This window comes from Pseudomonas putida, from assembly GCF_026625125.1.
In the GTDB taxonomy this organism is placed as follows: Bacteria; Pseudomonadota; Gammaproteobacteria; order Pseudomonadales; family Pseudomonadaceae; genus Aquipseudomonas; species Aquipseudomonas putida_X.
The window spans coordinates 4260067-4276234 of record NZ_CP113097.1 but is presented as its reverse complement, the minus strand read 5'-3'; the positions used below and the strand labels follow the sequence as shown (position 1 = coordinate 4276234).

General features: G+C 58.9%; 14 protein-coding genes and 5 tRNA genes. 13 read left to right on the top strand and 6 right to left on the bottom strand.

The window, feature by feature from the left end:
- Nucleotides 1-159 precede the first annotated feature (159 nt).
- The 8 genes from alaS to mgtE all read left to right on the top strand — a co-directional run bounded on the left by alaS (nucleotide 160) and on the right by mgtE (nucleotide 6923).
- The gene (gene alaS / locus OSW16_RS19680) at nucleotides 160-2784 is read left to right on the top strand and encodes an alanine--tRNA ligase (RefSeq protein ID WP_241804627.1); all 2625 of its coding nucleotides are present in this window, start codon (nucleotides 160-162) and stop codon (nucleotides 2782-2784) included.
- A gap of 85 nt (nucleotides 2785-2869) precedes the next feature.
- On the top strand, nucleotides 2870-4105 hold the full coding sequence (locus OSW16_RS19675; RefSeq protein WP_267817801.1) for an aspartate kinase: 1236 nt from the start codon (nucleotides 2870-2872) through the stop codon (nucleotides 4103-4105).
- A 167-nt stretch (nucleotides 4106-4272) separates the two neighbouring features.
- The gene (gene csrA / locus OSW16_RS19670) at nucleotides 4273-4461 is read left to right on the top strand and encodes a carbon storage regulator CsrA (protein WP_003254503.1); all 189 of its coding nucleotides are present in this window, start codon (nucleotides 4273-4275) and stop codon (nucleotides 4459-4461) included.
- A gap of 72 nt (nucleotides 4462-4533) precedes the next feature.
- A tRNA-Ser gene (locus OSW16_RS19665) sits at nucleotides 4534-4624 on the top strand.
- 106 nt (nucleotides 4625-4730) lie between these two features.
- Nucleotides 4731-4807, top strand: a tRNA-Arg gene (locus OSW16_RS19660).
- A gap of 72 nt (nucleotides 4808-4879) precedes the next feature.
- A tRNA-Arg gene (locus OSW16_RS19655) sits at nucleotides 4880-4956 on the top strand.
- A gap of 72 nt (nucleotides 4957-5028) precedes the next feature.
- Nucleotides 5029-5105: transfer RNA gene (locus OSW16_RS19650), tRNA-Arg, on the top strand.
- 375 nt (nucleotides 5106-5480) lie between these two features.
- Nucleotides 5481-6923, top strand: coding sequence for a magnesium transporter (gene mgtE / locus OSW16_RS19645; RefSeq protein WP_267817799.1), 1443 nt, complete (start codon nucleotides 5481-5483; stop codon nucleotides 6921-6923).
- A 149-nt stretch (nucleotides 6924-7072) separates the two neighbouring features.
- Here the strand turns inward: mgtE and OSW16_RS19640 are convergent, their stop codons facing one another.
- Nucleotides 7073-7399, bottom strand: coding sequence for an Arc family DNA-binding protein (locus OSW16_RS19640; protein ID WP_003254499.1), 327 nt, complete (start codon nucleotides 7397-7399; stop codon nucleotides 7073-7075).
- A gap of 344 nt (nucleotides 7400-7743) precedes the next feature.
- On the opposite strand from OSW16_RS19640, the gene phnN reads away from it, so the two are divergent.
- Both phnN and OSW16_RS19625 read left to right on the top strand, forming a co-directional pair.
- Entirely contained in the window at nucleotides 7744-8331 is a 588-nt protein-coding gene (gene phnN, locus OSW16_RS19630) for a phosphonate metabolism protein/1,5-bisphosphokinase (PRPP-forming) PhnN (RefSeq protein ID WP_267817797.1), read from the top strand.
- A 113-nt stretch (nucleotides 8332-8444) separates the two neighbouring features.
- A tRNA-Arg gene (locus OSW16_RS19625) sits at nucleotides 8445-8521 on the top strand.
- A gap of 22 nt (nucleotides 8522-8543) precedes the next feature.
- Here OSW16_RS19625 and OSW16_RS19620 read toward each other — a convergent pair.
- Nucleotides 8544-9515 (bottom strand): endonuclease, encoded by a 972-nt coding sequence (locus OSW16_RS19620; RefSeq protein ID WP_267817795.1) that lies wholly within the window; start codon nucleotides 9513-9515, stop codon nucleotides 8544-8546.
- A gap of 233 nt (nucleotides 9516-9748) precedes the next feature.
- Between OSW16_RS19620 and OSW16_RS19615 the strand changes: the two genes are divergently transcribed.
- From OSW16_RS19615 to OSW16_RS19605, 3 genes are all read left to right on the top strand, one after another.
- Nucleotides 9749-11062, top strand: coding sequence for a glycosyltransferase (locus tag OSW16_RS19615; protein WP_267817792.1), 1314 nt, complete (start codon nucleotides 9749-9751; stop codon nucleotides 11060-11062).
- A 69-nt stretch (nucleotides 11063-11131) separates the two neighbouring features.
- Nucleotides 11132-12253 carry a DegT/DnrJ/EryC1/StrS family aminotransferase gene (locus tag OSW16_RS19610; protein WP_267817791.1) on the top strand — a complete coding sequence of 374 codons (1122 nt, stop codon included), beginning with the start codon at nucleotides 11132-11134 and terminating at the stop codon, nucleotides 12251-12253.
- 14 nt (nucleotides 12254-12267) lie between these two features.
- Nucleotides 12268-12951 (top strand): WbqC family protein, encoded by a 684-nt coding sequence (locus OSW16_RS19605; protein WP_241804620.1) that lies wholly within the window; start codon nucleotides 12268-12270, stop codon nucleotides 12949-12951.
- Nucleotides 12952-12954: 3 nt separating this feature from the next.
- On the opposite strand, the gene OSW16_RS19600 is transcribed toward OSW16_RS19605, so the two are convergent.
- From OSW16_RS19600 to OSW16_RS19585, 4 genes are read right to left on the bottom strand one after another with little or no spacing between them, the layout of a single operon-like run.
- The gene (locus OSW16_RS19600) at nucleotides 12955-13683 is read right to left on the bottom strand and encodes a class I SAM-dependent methyltransferase (protein ID WP_241804619.1); all 729 of its coding nucleotides are present in this window, start codon (nucleotides 13681-13683) and stop codon (nucleotides 12955-12957) included.
- Nucleotides 13684-13685: 2 nt separating this feature from the next.
- The gene (locus tag OSW16_RS19595) at nucleotides 13686-14465 is read right to left on the bottom strand and encodes a phytanoyl-CoA dioxygenase family protein (RefSeq protein WP_241804618.1); all 780 of its coding nucleotides are present in this window, start codon (nucleotides 14463-14465) and stop codon (nucleotides 13686-13688) included.
- A 7-nt stretch (nucleotides 14466-14472) separates the two neighbouring features.
- A complete protein-coding gene (locus OSW16_RS19590) occupies nucleotides 14473-15252 on the bottom strand; it encodes a class I SAM-dependent methyltransferase (protein WP_241804617.1) in 780 nt (259 codons plus the stop codon).
- Nucleotides 15245-16168 carry a hypothetical protein gene (locus tag OSW16_RS19585; RefSeq protein WP_267817790.1) on the bottom strand — a complete coding sequence of 308 codons (924 nt, stop codon included), beginning with the start codon at nucleotides 16166-16168 and terminating at the stop codon, nucleotides 15245-15247. Before OSW16_RS19585 ends, OSW16_RS19590 begins: the two co-directional genes overlap by 8 nt.

The window sequence follows — 16168 nt, the reverse complement described above, 5'->3', positions numbered from 1 at the left end:
GTCATTTTCGTTTGCACGCGCTTCAAAAGCCGTCCAATCGACGTTTTGCATCGCATAAACACACTGCACCGAGATTGCAGGACCGATATAATGCGGCCCTTTGCCGTCGTTTCGTCGACGCGTTTGCCCCCAGGGGCCGTCGTTTCCGTGGAAGAACCTATGAAAAGCGCAGAAATCCGTGAAGCCTTCCTTCGCTTCTTCGAAGAGCAGGGCCATACCCGAGTCGCCTCCAGTTCGCTGATTCCGAACAACGACCCGACCCTGCTGTTCACCAACGCAGGCATGAACCAGTTCAAGGACTGCTTCCTCGGTGCCGAGAAGCGCGCCTACACCCGTGCGGTCAGCAGCCAGAAGTGCGTGCGCGCCGGTGGCAAGCATAACGACCTGGAAAACGTCGGGTACACCGCGCGTCACCACACCTTCTTCGAGATGCTGGGCAACTTCAGCTTCGGCGACTATTTCAAGCGCGATGCGATCACTTTCGCCTGGACCTTCCTGACCTCCGACAAGTGGCTGAACCTGCCCAAAGAGAAGCTCTGGGTCACCGTCTACGCCAGCGACGACGAAGCCTACGACATCTGGACCAAGGAAGTCGGTGTGCCGGCCGAGCGCATGGTGCGCATTGGTGACAACAAAGGCGCCCCGTACGCCTCCGACAACTTCTGGACCATGGGCGATACCGGCCCGTGCGGCCCTTGCACCGAGATCTTCTACGACCACGGTGCCGATATCTGGGGCGGCCCACCCGGTTCCCCGGAAGAAGACGGTGACCGCTACATCGAGATCTGGAACAACGTCTTCATGCAGTTCAACCGTACTGCCGATGGCGTGCTGCACCCGCTGCCAGCGCCGTCGGTGGATACCGGCATGGGCCTGGAGCGCATCAGTGCGGTCATGCAGCACGTGCACTCGAACTACGAGATCGACCTGTTCCAGAACCTGCTGAGCGCTGCGGCCAAGGCCATCGGCTGCAGCAACGACGGCCAGGCTTCGCTGAAAGTCGTGGCAGACCACATCCGCTCCTGCGGCTTCCTGATCGCAGACGGCGTGCTGCCGTCCAACGAAGGCCGTGGCTACGTGCTGCGCCGCATCATTCGTCGCGCCTGCCGTCACGGTAACAAGCTGGGTGCCAAGGGCAGCTTCTTCTACCAGATCGTCGCAGCCCTGGCTGCCGAGATGGGCGAGGCGTTCCCCGAGCTCAAGAGCCAGCAGGCCCACATCGAGCGCGTGCTCAAGGCCGAAGAAGAACAGTTCGCCAAGACCCTCGAACAGGGCCTGCGCATCCTCGAGCAGGACCTTGCCCAGCTCAAGGGCGACGTCGTGCCGGGTGACGTGGTGTTCAAGCTCTACGACACCTACGGCTTCCCGATGGACCTCACCGCCGACATCGCCCGTGAGCGCGAGCTGACCATCGATGAAGCGGGCTTCGAGCGCGAGATGGATGCCCAGCGTGAGCGTGCCCGTTCGGCCAGTGCCTTCGGCATGGATTACAACAGCCTGGTCAAGGTCGACACCGCCACCGATTTCGTCGGGTACAACGCCACCGAAGGTCAGGGCAAGGTCATTGCCCTGTACAAGGACGGCCAGTCAGTCGACCAGTTGGGCGAGGGCGAGCAGGGCGTCGTGGTGCTGGACCGCACCCCGTTCTATGCCGAATCCGGTGGCCAGGTCGGCGATACCGGCTACCTGCAGTCCGGCGCCGTGCGCTTTGACGTGCAAGACACCACCAAGACCGGCGGCGCTTTCCTGCACCATGGCGTGGTGGCCAGCGGCGCGCTGCTGATCGGTTCTCCGGTCGAAGCCAAGGTCGATGCCGAGGTGCAGCACGCCACCTCGCTGAACCACTCGGCCACGCACCTGCTGCACGAAGCGTTGCGCCAGGTGTTGGGCGAGCATGTGCAGCAGAAGGGCTCGCTGGTCGACAGCCAGCGTCTGCGTTTCGACTTCAGCCACTTCGAGGCGGTGACGCCTGCGCAGATCAAGGCGCTGGAAGATATCGTCAACCGCGAAGTGCGCAAGAACACGCCGGTGGAAACTGAAGTTACCGATATCGAAACCGCCAAGCGCAAGGGCGCGATGGCCCTGTTCGGCGAGAAGTACGGCGATACCGTGCGCGTGCTGAGCATGGGTGGCGATTTCTCCGTCGAGCTGTGCGGCGGTATCCACGCCAAGCGCACCGGCGATATCAGCCTGTTCAAGATCATCAGCGAAGGCGGCGTGGCCTCTGGCGTGCGCCGTATCGAAGCGGTGACCGGCGCTGCTGCACTGGCCTACCTGAACGCTGCCGAAGAGCAGGTCAAGGAAGCCGCGCAGCTGGTCAAGGGCAACCGTGACAACCTGATCGACAAGCTGTCGGCTGTGCTTGAGCGCAACCGTCAGCTTGAGAAGCAGCTGGAACAGCTGCAGGCCAAGGCCGCCAGCGCCGCAGGGGACGATCTCTCCAATGCGGCTGTTGAGGTCAAGGGTGCCAAGGTCCTCGCCGCCCGCCTGGATGGGCAGGATGGCAAGGCCCTGTTGGCCCTGGTCGATCAGTTGAAGAACAAGCTCGGCCACGCAGTGATCCTGCTGGGCAGCGAGCATGAGGGCAAGGTCGTGCTGGTGGCCGGCGTGACCAAAGACCTCTCCAGCCAACTCAAGGCTGGTGACCTGATGAAACAAGCCGCTGCGGCAGTGGGTGGCAAGGGCGGTGGCCGTCCGGACATGGCTCAGGGCGGTGGCGTCGACGTCGCTGCGCTGGACCAGGCCCTGGCGCTGGCCGTGCCGTTCGCAGAGCAGGGACTTTGAGATGGAGGGGCCGATGGTCTAGTCATCGGCCCCTCCATGTTGGATGGTTTTTTTGAGGCCCGGTATGGGCTGAGGCACCATTGAAATGGCGTTGATCGTACAGAAATTTGGCGGTACCTCTGTCGGTTCCATCGAGCGGATCGAGCAGGTTGCCGACAAGGTCAAGAAACACCGTGAAGCGGGCGACGACCTGGTGGTTGTGCTGTCGGCCATGAGTGGCGAAACCAATCGCCTGATCGACCTGGCCAAGCAGATCACCGATCAGCCGGTTCCGCGTGAGCTGGACGTGATCGTGTCCACCGGCGAGCAGGTTACCATTGCCCTGCTGGCCATGGCCTTGATCAAGCGTGGTGTGCCGGCGGTGTCCTACACCGGCAACCAGGTGCGCATCCTCACCGACAGCGCGCACAATAAAGCACGCATCCTGCAGATCGACGACCAGAAGATTCGCGCCGACCTCAAGGCCGGGCGCGTGGTGGTTGTAGCCGGTTTCCAGGGCGTTGACGAGCACGGCAGCATCACCACCCTGGGCCGCGGCGGCTCCGATACCACGGGCGTGGCCCTGGCGGCCGCGCTCAAGGCTGACGAGTGCCAGATCTACACCGACGTCGATGGCGTTTACACCACCGACCCGCGCGTCGTGCCACAGGCGCGCCGCCTGGAGAAGATCACCTTCGAAGAGATGCTGGAGATGGCCAGCCTCGGCTCCAAGGTGCTGCAGATCCGCTCGGTGGAGTTCGCCGGCAAGTACAACGTTCCGCTGCGCGTGCTGCACAGCTTCAAGGAGGGTCCAGGTACCCTCATTACCATTGATGAAGAGGAATCCATGGAACAGCCGATCATTTCCGGTATCGCCTTCAACCGTGATGAAGCCAAGCTGACCATTCGCGGCGTGCCGGACACCCCGGGCGTCGCTTTCAAGATCCTCGGCCCGATCAGCGCTTCGAACATCGAAGTGGACATGATCGTGCAGAACGTTTCGCACGATAACACCACCGATTTCACCTTCACCGTACACCGCAACGAGTACGACAAGGCTCACAGCGTGCTGGAAAACACCGCACGTGAAATCGGTGCCCGCGAAGTGATCGGTGATACCAAGATCGCCAAGGTGTCGATCGTCGGTGTTGGCATGCGTTCCCACGCGGGTGTTGCCAGCCGCATGTTCGAAGCCCTGGCCAAGGAGAGCATCAACATCCAGATGATCTCCACGTCCGAGATCAAGGTGTCGGTCGTCATCGAAGAGAAGTACCTGGAGCTGGCCGTTCGCGCGCTGCATACCGCGTTCGAGCTTGACGCTCCGGCCCGACAGGGCGAGTAAGGCGTTGCCTTGAGGGGCGCGGCTTGCCGCGCCCTTCGCGTTTCTGCGCGTCACGCAGGCCCTGTCCTGCCAGCGTGACGTGCTACGGAGCCCTGTGTCGTCGTCCACGGCCAGGCCCTGTTGTTCCCAGACTGTTATCCCTGAATGTCTTGCGTAAGGAGAAAGCTATGTTGATTCTGACTCGTCGGTGCGCCGAGAGCCTGATCATTGGAGATGGCGAGATCACCGTGACGGTGCTCGGCGTCAAAGGAAACCAGGTGCGTATCGGCGTCAGCGCGCCCAAGGAAGTGGCCGTTCACCGCGAGGAAATCTACCTGCGGATCAAGAAAGAGAAGGATGAGGAGCCAAGCCTTTAATTTTTTTGAAGTTTTTTTCAAAAAAAGGGTTGCAAACGAGGAAGAGCCTGTTTAATATTCGCCTCGTGTTGCGGTGAGGTGGCCGAGTGGCCGAAGGCGCTCCCCTGCTAAGGGAGTATACCTCATAAGGGTATCGGGGGTTCGAATCCCCCCTTCACCGCCATTATTCGCTTAGGGCGCTGTAATCGGTAAGAACGCTAAGTCGTTGAATTTAAACGAAAAAGTTCTTGCAAAAATGTTTCAGCGACCTATAATGCGCGGCAAGATACGGACTCATAGCTCAGCTGGATAGAGTACTCGGCTACGAACCGAGCGGTCGGAGGTTCGAATCCTCCTGAGTCCGCCACTTTTGAAGTGGCTTTGCTTACAAAGCTGCTTCAAGCAACCAGTGGTAATCTGGTCTAAAACTACCAACTACGGACTCATAGCTCAGCTGGATAGAGTACTCGGCTACGAACCGAGCGGTCGGAGGTTCGAATCCTCCTGAGTCCGCCACTTTTGAAGTGGCTCTGCTTGAAAAGCGGCTTCAGTCAGCCAGTGGTAATCTGGCCTAAAACTACCAACCACGGACTCATAGCTCAGCTGGATAGAGTACTCGGCTACGAACCGAGCGGTCGGAGGTTCGAATCCTCCTGAGTCCGCCACATATCAAGAAGCCCGCTCAATTGAGCGGGCTTTTTGTCTTCCGCCGTTCACTGATTTATCAGTGATGCCCGCTAGACTGAAAATCAACCCGCCCGACACTTCTTTGCGCCGCATGTGTTTTTTCGCTGGCTCGTGCCGTCGCACACATGGCTTCGAGCGTTGTCATAGCTTTATCGCGCAAACGATTGTTCTGGCCAAAAATTTAAGCGATCTGACAGCTTAGGCAGTGTATGATTGCGCCCGTCAGCCCCGCCGGGGCTTGTGGAATACCACCATGGACTTACCCAGTAGTTACTCGTTAACAAGATTCTTACAGCCTGATCTGACCGATTGATTCCCCCGGCGTGCTCCGCTGCTGGGAGTGGAGTTCGCCTATGACTGAAGTAGAAGTAAAGAAAGCGCAAGAGAGCCTGCAGGATCGCCTGGCCCAGGTGGTCGAACTGTTGCAGCGTCAGCGCGTCGTTGAAGACCTGACCCATCGTCAGGAAGGTCATCACCACGACCTGGTGGAAAACCTCGTCCACCGTCAAAACCTCGTCGAGTTGCAGCGTAAGCTCGACGACCTGCACCCCGCAGATATCGCCTATATCCTCGAAGCTTTGCCCCTGGAAGACCGCCTGACGGTCTGGCAGCTGGTGCGCTCGGACCGTGACGGCGACATCTTGCTTGAGGTTTCCGACTCGGTTCGTCAATCGCTGATCGCCGACATGGACGATCACGAGATCCTCGCTGCGGCCAAGGAAATGGACGCCGACGAGCTGGCGGACCTGGCGCCGGAATTGCCGCGTGATGTCGTCCATGAGCTCATGGAAAGCCTCGATGCCCAACAGCGTGAGCGTGTACGCTCGGCGTTGAGCTACGACGAGGAGCAGGTCGGTGCGCTGATGGACTTCGAGATGGTGACCATCCGTGAAGACGTCAGCCTGGAAGTGGTTCTGCGTTACCTGCGCCGCCTTAAAGAGCTGCCCAACCACACTGACAAACTCTTCGTGGTCGACTACGACGGCATCCTCAAAGGTGTGTTGCCGATCAAGCGCCTGCTGGTCAACGACCCGGACAAGAAGGTCGCGGAGGTCATGGCGGTTGATCCGGTGTCCTTCCACCCCGACGAAGATGCCTACGACGCTGCGCAGGCTTTCGAGCGTTACGACCTGGTTTCGGCGCCAGTTGTGGACAAGAGCGACCGCCTGATCGGCCGTTTGACCATCGATGAGATGGTCGACCTGATTCGTGAAGAGAGCGAGAGCGAAGTGCTCAACATGGCGGGTCTGCGCGAGGAGGAAGACATCTTCGCCTCGGTCTGGCGTTCATTGCGCAACCGTTGGGCCTGGCTGGCGATCAACCTGATAACTGCGTTTCTGGCCTCGCGGGTGATCGGCCTGTTCGAGGGCTCGATCGAGAAGCTCGTGGCCCTGGCGGCACTGATGCCGATCGTGGCGGGTATTGGCGGCAACTCCGGCAACCAGACCATTACCATGATCGTTCGCGCCATGGCGTTGGACCAAGTGTCGCCAGGCAATACCAGCCGCCTTATGCGCAAAGAGCTGGCGGTGTCGCTGCTCAATGGCCTGATTTGGGGTGGGGTGATCGGTGCTGTGGCGTTCTGGCTGTACGACAGCTGGTCACTGGGGTTGGTCATGACTGCGGCCATGACATTGAACCTGTTGCTCGCAGCGCTCATGGGGGTATTGATCCCGATGACCCTGACGCGCCTGGGGCGCGACCCTGCCATGGGGTCCAGCGTGATGATCACGGCCGTGACCGACAGTGGTGGCTTCTTCATCTTCCTGGGGCTGGCTACGCTGTTCCTGCTGTGATGGTGCAGGTGTAAGTGCCGCCCGCGCGGCGCTGGATACCCGGGCCGCCAGGGCGATCAAGGCATGTGCCCGGCCGGATCACCACCGACCAGTGAACAACCCAAAAAAAAAGCCAGCTTACGCTGGCTTTCTTATTTTTGCTGCGCGCCTCAGGAGGCGTCGGCTGCCATTTCCACATCGTGAGCGATGAGGGCGACCAGCGCGTTCTGCTGTCGGTGGGACAACTGGCGGAAGCGTTGCAGCAACTCGCGCTCATGCAGGGACAGTTCCGGGCTGTCCAGGCGCATGCTCAGCTCGTCGCCCAGCGCACCTTCCTGGATAAGACTCTGCTCCAGGCGTGCGATGATCTCGGAGTTCATGCTGCGGTGATGATTGCGCGCTACCTCGGCAATGCGCTCACGCATTCCGTCTGGCAGGCGGACGACAAACTTGTCAGCGGTGCGGCTCGAATAAATAGCCTGTTTCATTGGGCGCATATAAATTAACCGGTTTTTGGTTCAGGGGAAGCGGTTCACAAATTGGCCGCACGGGATGCTGGTACGACCGTGGCGACGACAAAATGTTCAACCGCCTGGAAAATTTGGTGCTCATCTTGCCTCAAGGTCGCCGTTTCCTTGGCGTCAATTCTGTGACAAATAGTGATCTCGGTAAAGGCTTTTTGCCAGTACCAATTATCAGAAATGAGTACTGGTTGGAAAAGTTTTGCATTTCCAGGATCGCCTTACCGTCAGCCCTCTGTCGTCAAAAACCCGTAAAACGCGGCAAAGGGTAGAGAAAACCCTTAAAATGCGCAGGTTTCCTTCCATAGAGCATAGTGGCTATGCAACATGACGCAAGCTCCCACGATAAAGCCTCGGGTCGCCTGATTTATTTGATAGGCCCTTCCGGTTCGGGAAAAGATTCTCTGATCGAGGCCGCTCGCTCATACCTGGCTGCCGCCGGTGTGGAAATCGCCCGGCGAGTGATCACACGCTCTGCAGAGGCCGCAGGTGAGGCGGCGCAGAGCGTCACGCCACAGCGCTTCGAAGCGATGCGTGCGGCAGGCGAGTTTGCCATGCATTGGCAAGCCAACGGCCTGGAGTACGGCATACCCAAGCAAGTGGACATTTGGCTCGCGCAAGGGCGATCGGTGCTGGTCAACGGTTCCCGTGGCTATCTGCCCGAGGCGTGCAGGCGCTACCCCAGCCTGCTGGCAGTGCGCCTGGAGGTTGACCCAGCGGTGTTGCGCGCGCGCCTGGTTGCCCGGGGCAGGGAGGCAGCGCAAGAGATCGATCAGCGCCTGGCGCGCAGCGCCAGGCTCCAGTCCTGCCCCGATCCCCGCGTGCATGTGCTGGACAACTCAGGGTCACTGGCCGCGGCGGTCAGCACCTTGATGGACCTGTTGCGTCAGCACGGGGTGCCCGTTTGACAAGCCTCCGAAAAACCCTACGTGCAAAAAGCCCGATAGATGCATGACAAACGGCTGCCCGCTGGTTAACATGCTCGCCGTCCAGCTGTGCAGCGTTCGCTGCCGGTTCTCGTGTCTCAGTAGCTCAATTGGATAGAGCATCCCCCTCCTAAGGGGAAGGTTGCAGGTTCAAATCCTGCCTGGGACGCCATATCTTCTCTCGCTCCATACGCCTACTTGCAGTTCCCTGCCTTGCGGTAACCTGCACGCTGCGCTTCTGCTTCACTGCCAAAGGCTACCTGGTTTTTCTGAGCGACTTGGCTGTAGCTGGGGCAACCGCTGGCCAGGTGGTACACGTGACTGTTACGGTTGCCAATGATCGCACCGTCAGCTGGCGCATTCGCCAGGGTCGGCTTGCCGACATCTCTCGCAGCCGTTTTAGCGGGAGCCGAAGCTACCACGTCCATCGCCCCAACAGGCTTGTAGCCCAGCGTCCATGTGCGCTCGCCGGTGACGAAGGGGTTCGAGTGCCCCATGATCGCGGCGATGCGCTGATTGCGCTGCTTTTCCCATGCCGACACCGGGTGCTGTTTATCCCAGGCCATGAGCACCTGCTGCTGCTGGCGCGACATGCTCAACTTGTACCGGTCGAACATGTAGAACGTGGTACGCGCAACCAGGCCTTTGACTTCGTCACGCGGCTCGGCGGTTTTTTGCTGGAAGTCGACCTTGGTGGTGCACTGTCCATACTGGCGCTCAACGCCGGAAACCATGCCGTAGTTGAAATTGCTGCGGTCACCGTTCACTTCACCCACAGACGGGTAAAGGTTGAACAGGTCCGCCTCCATGGCGCGGAAGGTCGGGTCTTCATTGACGCAATGCTCACGACCACCGTTCTGCCAGCATTTGCGCTGGTGGCCAAACGTCCAGGCCGGCACGATGTGCTCCCATTCGGTACGTTCGGCGCGGGTTTGCACTTTGCGGGTTTCGTAACCGCAGGACTTGGCATCGACACGGCCACCGGACTTGCCGACCCACTTCCATTTGCAGCCACAGTACAGCTCGCCCATGGGGCTGTCGGCCTGGTCGAGGTAGATTTTCTGTTTGGCGACAACCTTGGCTTCGGTAAACGTTGCGGGGGGGTTGGCGAAGGCGGCGGGGATGACAGAGAGGGCGAGGGTAAAGACGTACAGCAGTTTCTTCATGAGAAAGCATCATCGGATTGCGGGGGCAGAATTATACGGCGTACTGACGTCAATTGAAGAAATGTCCGATCACGTTGCTGTATTGCGCCTGTTGCGCGGTGCTGATTGGGTTTCTCGATTTGGGGCTACTCCTGTTGCATAATGTCCCGGAACCAACGGTCATGATTTGAAGAGCACGGCCGATAACTGGGTTGCTGCACTACGCCCTTGTTGACCCCTTCGAAGCGAGTACCATGCTCCCCATCTATTTGAACCTAGGTTGCGCCGATCACCCTCGCCAAGGCTTTATCAATATTGATGTGGAGTCCACGGGCGCCGATCTGCAATGGAAGCCGGGCCAGGCTTTGCCGTGGGACCAAGGCACGGTGCCTGGGATCTATAGTGCTCATCTTCTGGAGCGACTCGAGCGTAATCAAGGTATTCGCTTGCTGCACGAATGCCGCCGAGTCCTGCAGCCGGGCGGGGTGATCCGTCTCGTCTGCGCCGACCTGGAAGCGTTGGTGGACGATTATGTTAATAACCGCACACGCCCTGAGGCGCCGGGCGTCGGTCGCGCTGAAAGGCTGAACAAAGCCCTGCGCCAGCATACCTGGACCTTCGACGCCGAGGAGCTCACGCGGATCTGCACGATGGTAGGGCTGGAACCGATAGCTATCACCGCAGAAGCCAATAGCAGCGATCCGCATCTGAGTGGGCTGGACGCTTCGGTGGCGGGCCAGTTAGTGCTGGAATTTTGCAAGCCGCAGCGTCAATTGGCGGCGGATGCCCAGCCTCTGGTCAGCATTGTCATGCCGACCTACAAAACCGAACACCTATACGACGCCTTGGGCAGCGCGCTTAACCAGACTTACCGCAACCTGGAAATCCTGGTGTGCGACGACTGCCCGACTGATGAGATCGAAAAGATCTGCGCCGACCTGAGCCAGGACGACCCGCGCGTGCGTTATGTGCGCAACCCTGATGCCGGAAAAGACATTGGCCGTCTAAACCATGTACTTTGCTTGAAAGAGGCTCGTGGCGAATTCGTCAAGTTCCTCAACGACGACGACCTGCTGGAACTCGAATGCGTGGAACGGATGCTCGACAGCTTCCGCTCTCATCCAGACGTTACGCTTGTAACCTCCAAGCGCCAGCGCATCGACCAGTATGGCGAACCTCTAGCCGATATCGCAGCAACCCAAGCCCCCGTGGCAGACGATGCGATGATCGAAGGCCTGTCGCTGGGCACCGCACTGATGCAGTCGCAGATCAATTTCGTTGGCGAGCCAAGCACGGTCATGTTCCGCCGCGCTGACATGCTGGACATTACTCCGGATTTCATGTCGGTAGACGAACAACCCATCGCCTGGGCCTCCGACGTAGCGATTTTTCTCAACCTGGCACTGCGCGGCAACACCGTTTATCTGGTTCAGCCACTGAGTAGCTTCCGCATCCACGGCGAGCAATGTCAGGTGCTCTACGGCGCCGCTGCACAGGGTGAATCCCGACGCTGCTGGGCAATCATGCGCGACTTCTGGGCGCGGCATGAATTCGACAAGGCGCTTTGACATTGCGCATATGACCACGCCTGAACAACACAAGGTTGGCCACCGTCGCCGGCCACAGGAACACCGCTCATGATTGGTCGGCCACCCGTTTTCGTGACCCAGCCTGCGTTGCCCGAGCTGGAGGCTTTTTTGCCATACCTGCGGGAAATTTGGGACAGCCGCATGCTGACCAATGGCGGAGCCATGCACCAGCGACTGGAAGCGGCGTTGTGCGCTTACCTGGGCGTGGAACATATTTCGCTATTCTGCAACGGTAGTCAGGCGCTGATTACAGCGTTGCAAGCGGCCGGGCTCAGCGGTGAGGTGATCACAACGCCTTACTCCTTTGTTGCTACTGCCCATTCGCTGCTATGGAACAATTTGACGCCAGTATTCGTCGATATCGACCCGCACACCCTGAACCTTGACCCGGCACGCATCGAAGCGGCCATCACCGACAAAACCACGGCCATCCTGCCAGTACATTGCTATGGCCATCCCTGTGATGTCGAGGCTATACGCGCGATTGCCGAGCACCATGGATTGCAGGTGATCTATGACGCGGCTCATGCTTTCGGTGTGCAGGATGAAAACGGTAGCCTGCTGCGTCACGGCGACCTGGTGACCCTGAGCTTTCACGCTACCAAGGTGTTCAGCACCTTCGAGGGCGGCGCTGTCATCTGTCGCGACGAGGAGACCAAGCGGCGCATAGACCAGTTGAAGAACTTCGGTCTATCTCCCGACGGAAGTACCGTAGAACTGACCGGTACTAACGGCAAGCTCAGCGAAATTCACGCGGCCTTTGGCATGTTGCAGCTGGATGGCCTGGATGAGGCGCTGGGGAAACGGCGGCTGATCGACCAGCGTTATCGCGAAGGCCTTGCGGGTATTGCGGGTATTCGCTGTATCGAGGGGAGGGGCGAGGCAGTCGCCAATCATGCGTACTTCCCGATACTGGTAGGGCCTGAGTTTGCGCTTGGCCGTGATGCACTGTTCTCGCACCTCGCCGCCCACAACATCCATGGGCGGCGTTATTTCCAGCCCCTGATAAGTGGCTTGCCGATGTACTGCGGGTACCCATCGTCCAGTGCCGACAACCTGCCAGTAGCGCATCAGGCGGTGGAGCAGGTTATCTGCCTACCGATCTATCCTGATCTGGATCTCTGCACCGTGGACTTCATTATCGGTTTGATCGTCGGGGCCAGTGCATGACCAGGGTGGCGATCATGCAGCCGTACCTGTTTCCCTACATTGGCTATTGGCAACTATTGAAGGCTGCAGACTGCTTCGTGGTCTACGATGACGTTAACTTCATCACGCGGGGATGGATCAACCGCAATCGCATCCTCATCAACGGGGCGCCAGGGCTGATCACGCTGCCGTTATTGCAGGCGTCGCAAAACCGCAAGATCAACGAAATAGACATCGCGCCTGCTGCCCAGTGGCAACGACGTATGCTGCGCAGCGTGGAAATGGCCTACCGCAAGGCACCCTGCTTTGATCAGGTATTTCCAGTGATAGAGCGTATTCTGGCGCACGAAGACAACAATCTCGCGGGTTTTCTGAGTCATCAAATTCAGGTGTTGGCCAACTTCATGGGCCAAACGACTCGGCTAGTTACGAGTAGTGAGGCTTACGGCAATGCTCAACTTAGAGCGCAGGCGCGGATTCTAGATATTTGCCGCCACGAAGGTGCTACCTGCTATATCAATGCTCAGGGCGGGCGCTCGCTCTATGAGGCGGAGCGGTTCGCCGACGCCAACATCGATCTGCGTTTCATCGGTATGCGGGTAATGGGCTATCGCCAACGCTGCGGGGGTTTCACACCGTACCTGTCGATCATCGATGCCCTGATGGAGGTCGGCGCCGAGGGCATCGGGCCGCACTTGGCGGCCTACGACTACCTCTGAGGTTCAAGCCTGGCAGACTACATAGATACTCGCGGTGAGGTCCGGGTATTTCATGCCCATCTTGTAACAGCCCTCGAAGAATGCCTGGTCGATGATACCGGCACGCAAGGCTGCATCGAACTGAAAGTTGGCCATCGGCTTGAACAGGATACCGCCGCGCTGGGTCACTTCGAAGCCCGCCTGCAACGCCTCGTGCTCCAGTGTGTCGAGGCTGTAAGTGCAACGGTGGCCGTGCTTGCGCTCGCCATCGGTAACAGCTGCATTGAAGTCGATCAGCCCCATGTTCACCGCGATCTGCCGCGACGCCGCATTGGCATTGGGCACGACGATGAATAGCCGGCCACCCGGCGCCAGCCACTGGCGTATCTTCTTGAGCACCGGCTGCGGCTCGGTCAGATGTTCGAGGGTATGGATCAGGAAGATGTTGTCGAAGCGACGTTCCAGGGTAGTGTCTTCGAACCGACCCAGGATGAATGTTGCGCGCGAATCGGCAACGTTTTTGCGGGCGACTTCGAGCAGGTCACAGGCCCCTTCAAGCACGGTCACGTCATCGAAGACCTGCAGCAACTTTTTGGTGAACTCGCCGTGATAGCATCCCATTTCCAGCGCATTCCCGGGGCGAAACTGCCCGTTTAGCGCCCTGAGCATGTAGTCGCGGTGTATATAGTCGAAATCGTAGGCGTACAGGCGGTTTTCCGTGTCCTGGTACTCGGTATTCAGATCTCGTGACATGGTTAACCCTGGTTGGAGTGATACATGCGCCTGGCCGGTGGCTGATACCACTCGTCCAGCGATGCGGGTACCCGCGCGTTGTAGCCGATGACCTGGCGCATCAATGGGTCGAGGTTTGGCCCCAGGTCATAGCCCAGGGCCCGCGGGTAGTCGAATTGCTGCTTGATGAACGGCTTGGAAAACATTGGCGTCACCGAGCGGCGCACCTGATCGGTAACGTTGCTGCCCCCCGCATGCCAGACATTGGAGTTGAACATGAGGATGCTGCCGGCCGGTGCGATCGCCTGTTCGGCGTGGGCCATGAAATAGTCGTCCGTCGGCTTGGCTTCGGCCTTGTGCGAACCGGAGAGCATCCAGGTCGCGCCATTGGCGGCGGTGAAGTCGTCGAGCATCACCAGCGTGTTCAGTAGCAACGGCATGTCACCGGAAAACGAACGGATATCACGGTGAACGCGCTGGGCGTAAGATTGGCTGTCGCGGGTGTTGATGGCGCCGCCATACGAGTTAAGGATGAACTGCCCGCCGAAATAGCGCTCGATGAAGGCATAGATAGGGTAGGCCTTCAGACAGTCGAGAAAACTGCCAAACTGGCCGATCAGGTGGTGCACGGTGTAACTGGTGTCCTGATCGATGCCGTTTTTTATCTGGTAGTGGCGGCAGATTGCATAGGCCTCGTGGATGTCTTTACGCATCTGCTCGACGATAGTGATCGGGATGGCCTTCTCAAAGATCACCCAGCCTTGTTCCGCCATGCGCTGGTCGAATACCTCGGAAGAAATCATAGGCGCTTCACCTGATCGTGACGATGCATTTTGAGGGGTACAGCTCGCACTTCTCCAAGGTGTATTCAGCAGGGGTGAAGACTTCTTTGAAGGCCAGCGCTTCGCCTGGTGCTTGAGCCCATGTCAGCTCATCCATCAATAGCATGCTGCCGGAAACCAGATGGGGCTTGACCGCCTTGAGCGCTGCCAGGGTTGGCTCGTACAGACCCATGTCGAAGTAGGCGAAAGCGACGATGGCCGAGCCGTTGTTCTTGAAGAATTCGGGCGCGGTCTGACAGACGTCCCCCGCAACCAGTTGATGTACTCCGCGCTTGTGTCCCAGCACGTTGTTGCCTTCGTGCACCTGCAACAGTTCGCTCAGGTAATCCTTGTAGCTGGCTTTGGTGGAGTAGGAGTTCTCAACCCACACACCGCTCTCCTTGCAGTCTTTTTCACCCGGCGCGCAATAGCCTTCAAAGGTGTCGAAACCGACGATCTGCCGCTGTTTGTTGAACGGTTCGTACATGGCCCTCAGGTTTTCCAGCAGCACCAGGTTGTGGCCGTACCAGGTGCCAAACTCGCAGATCATCCCCGGGATATGCTTGAAGCGTTTGTAAAGGTCGCTCAAGACGATGAACTTCACCAATACTGAGCTGCGGGTATAAAGGCCGATATTGAAAAGCACGTCGTCGTCAGAGAGCGGGCTGTTCAGGTACATGTCGCGCAACTTGTCACGAAAGGCGTACTGCAAATCCGATGCAGTGGATTCGAGTTTGTAGACTTCGTTTTGAAGCTGTTCGTTATTCATCATCACTCCACTGGGCCAGGCCGAAGCCGCTGGTCCCGAAACGGTTGCCGTTGTACAGCATGTAGGTGCGCTCGCCGCTCTGGAAGATGAACGGGTAGCAGGTCATCAGCGAGTCCCAGCCTTCGGCTGACGGTGAGATACCCGCATCGTCGTAGCGAGTCCAGGTCTTGCCGTCGGGCGACTCTGCGTAGCGTATGCGATACGAGCCGGCGCCATTGCGGTAGTCCTGCGATGCGCGTGAGCAGTACCACATCTTGAAAATCCCGTTTTCCTTGATGACGCAGGGGCGGGAAAAGGCTTCGGTCTCAAAGCGCGATTCAAGGCATTGCTGCGCGAATCGGGTGAACTGGAATCCGTCTTTGGATTCAGCGTACTTGATCACGTACAACGGCTCGTATTTGCCGTCCACCTCCAGCCAGCGTGTACCGGACACGTACCACATCTTCCACAGGCCTTGATCGAACAGCACGGTGGGCGTCACGGCCAGGTAGGGCTCGGTTGCAGTGCGATCCATGATCGGGCCTTCGAACAGTTTTTCGAAGTGCAGCCCGTCGTCGTCAGAAACCGCGACGCCCATGGCATTGTGGTAGGGCACGGTCAGGCGCTGGTTCCACCCGCTGTAGTACAGGTAGGTACGGCCATCTTTCTTCAGGGCATAGCTGGGCATCACGCCTTCGTCATCGAAGGTGCCGGGAGCGCCGAAACCCAGGCAAGGTTCGCGGTGGCGGGCAACGACGGTGCGCGGGTCCTGCTTGTCCAGGTCAACCGCATAGCACAGGCTTTTGCCTGCGCTGTTGCGGGTGGAGATGAATACCCGAATCACATCGTCCAGCACCAGCGCGGTGGGCACTTGGGCGTGGGAGCCGACCCAGTCTTTATCGGGGTCGAAGGTTCTACCGAGTTTTTTCCAGGCCAT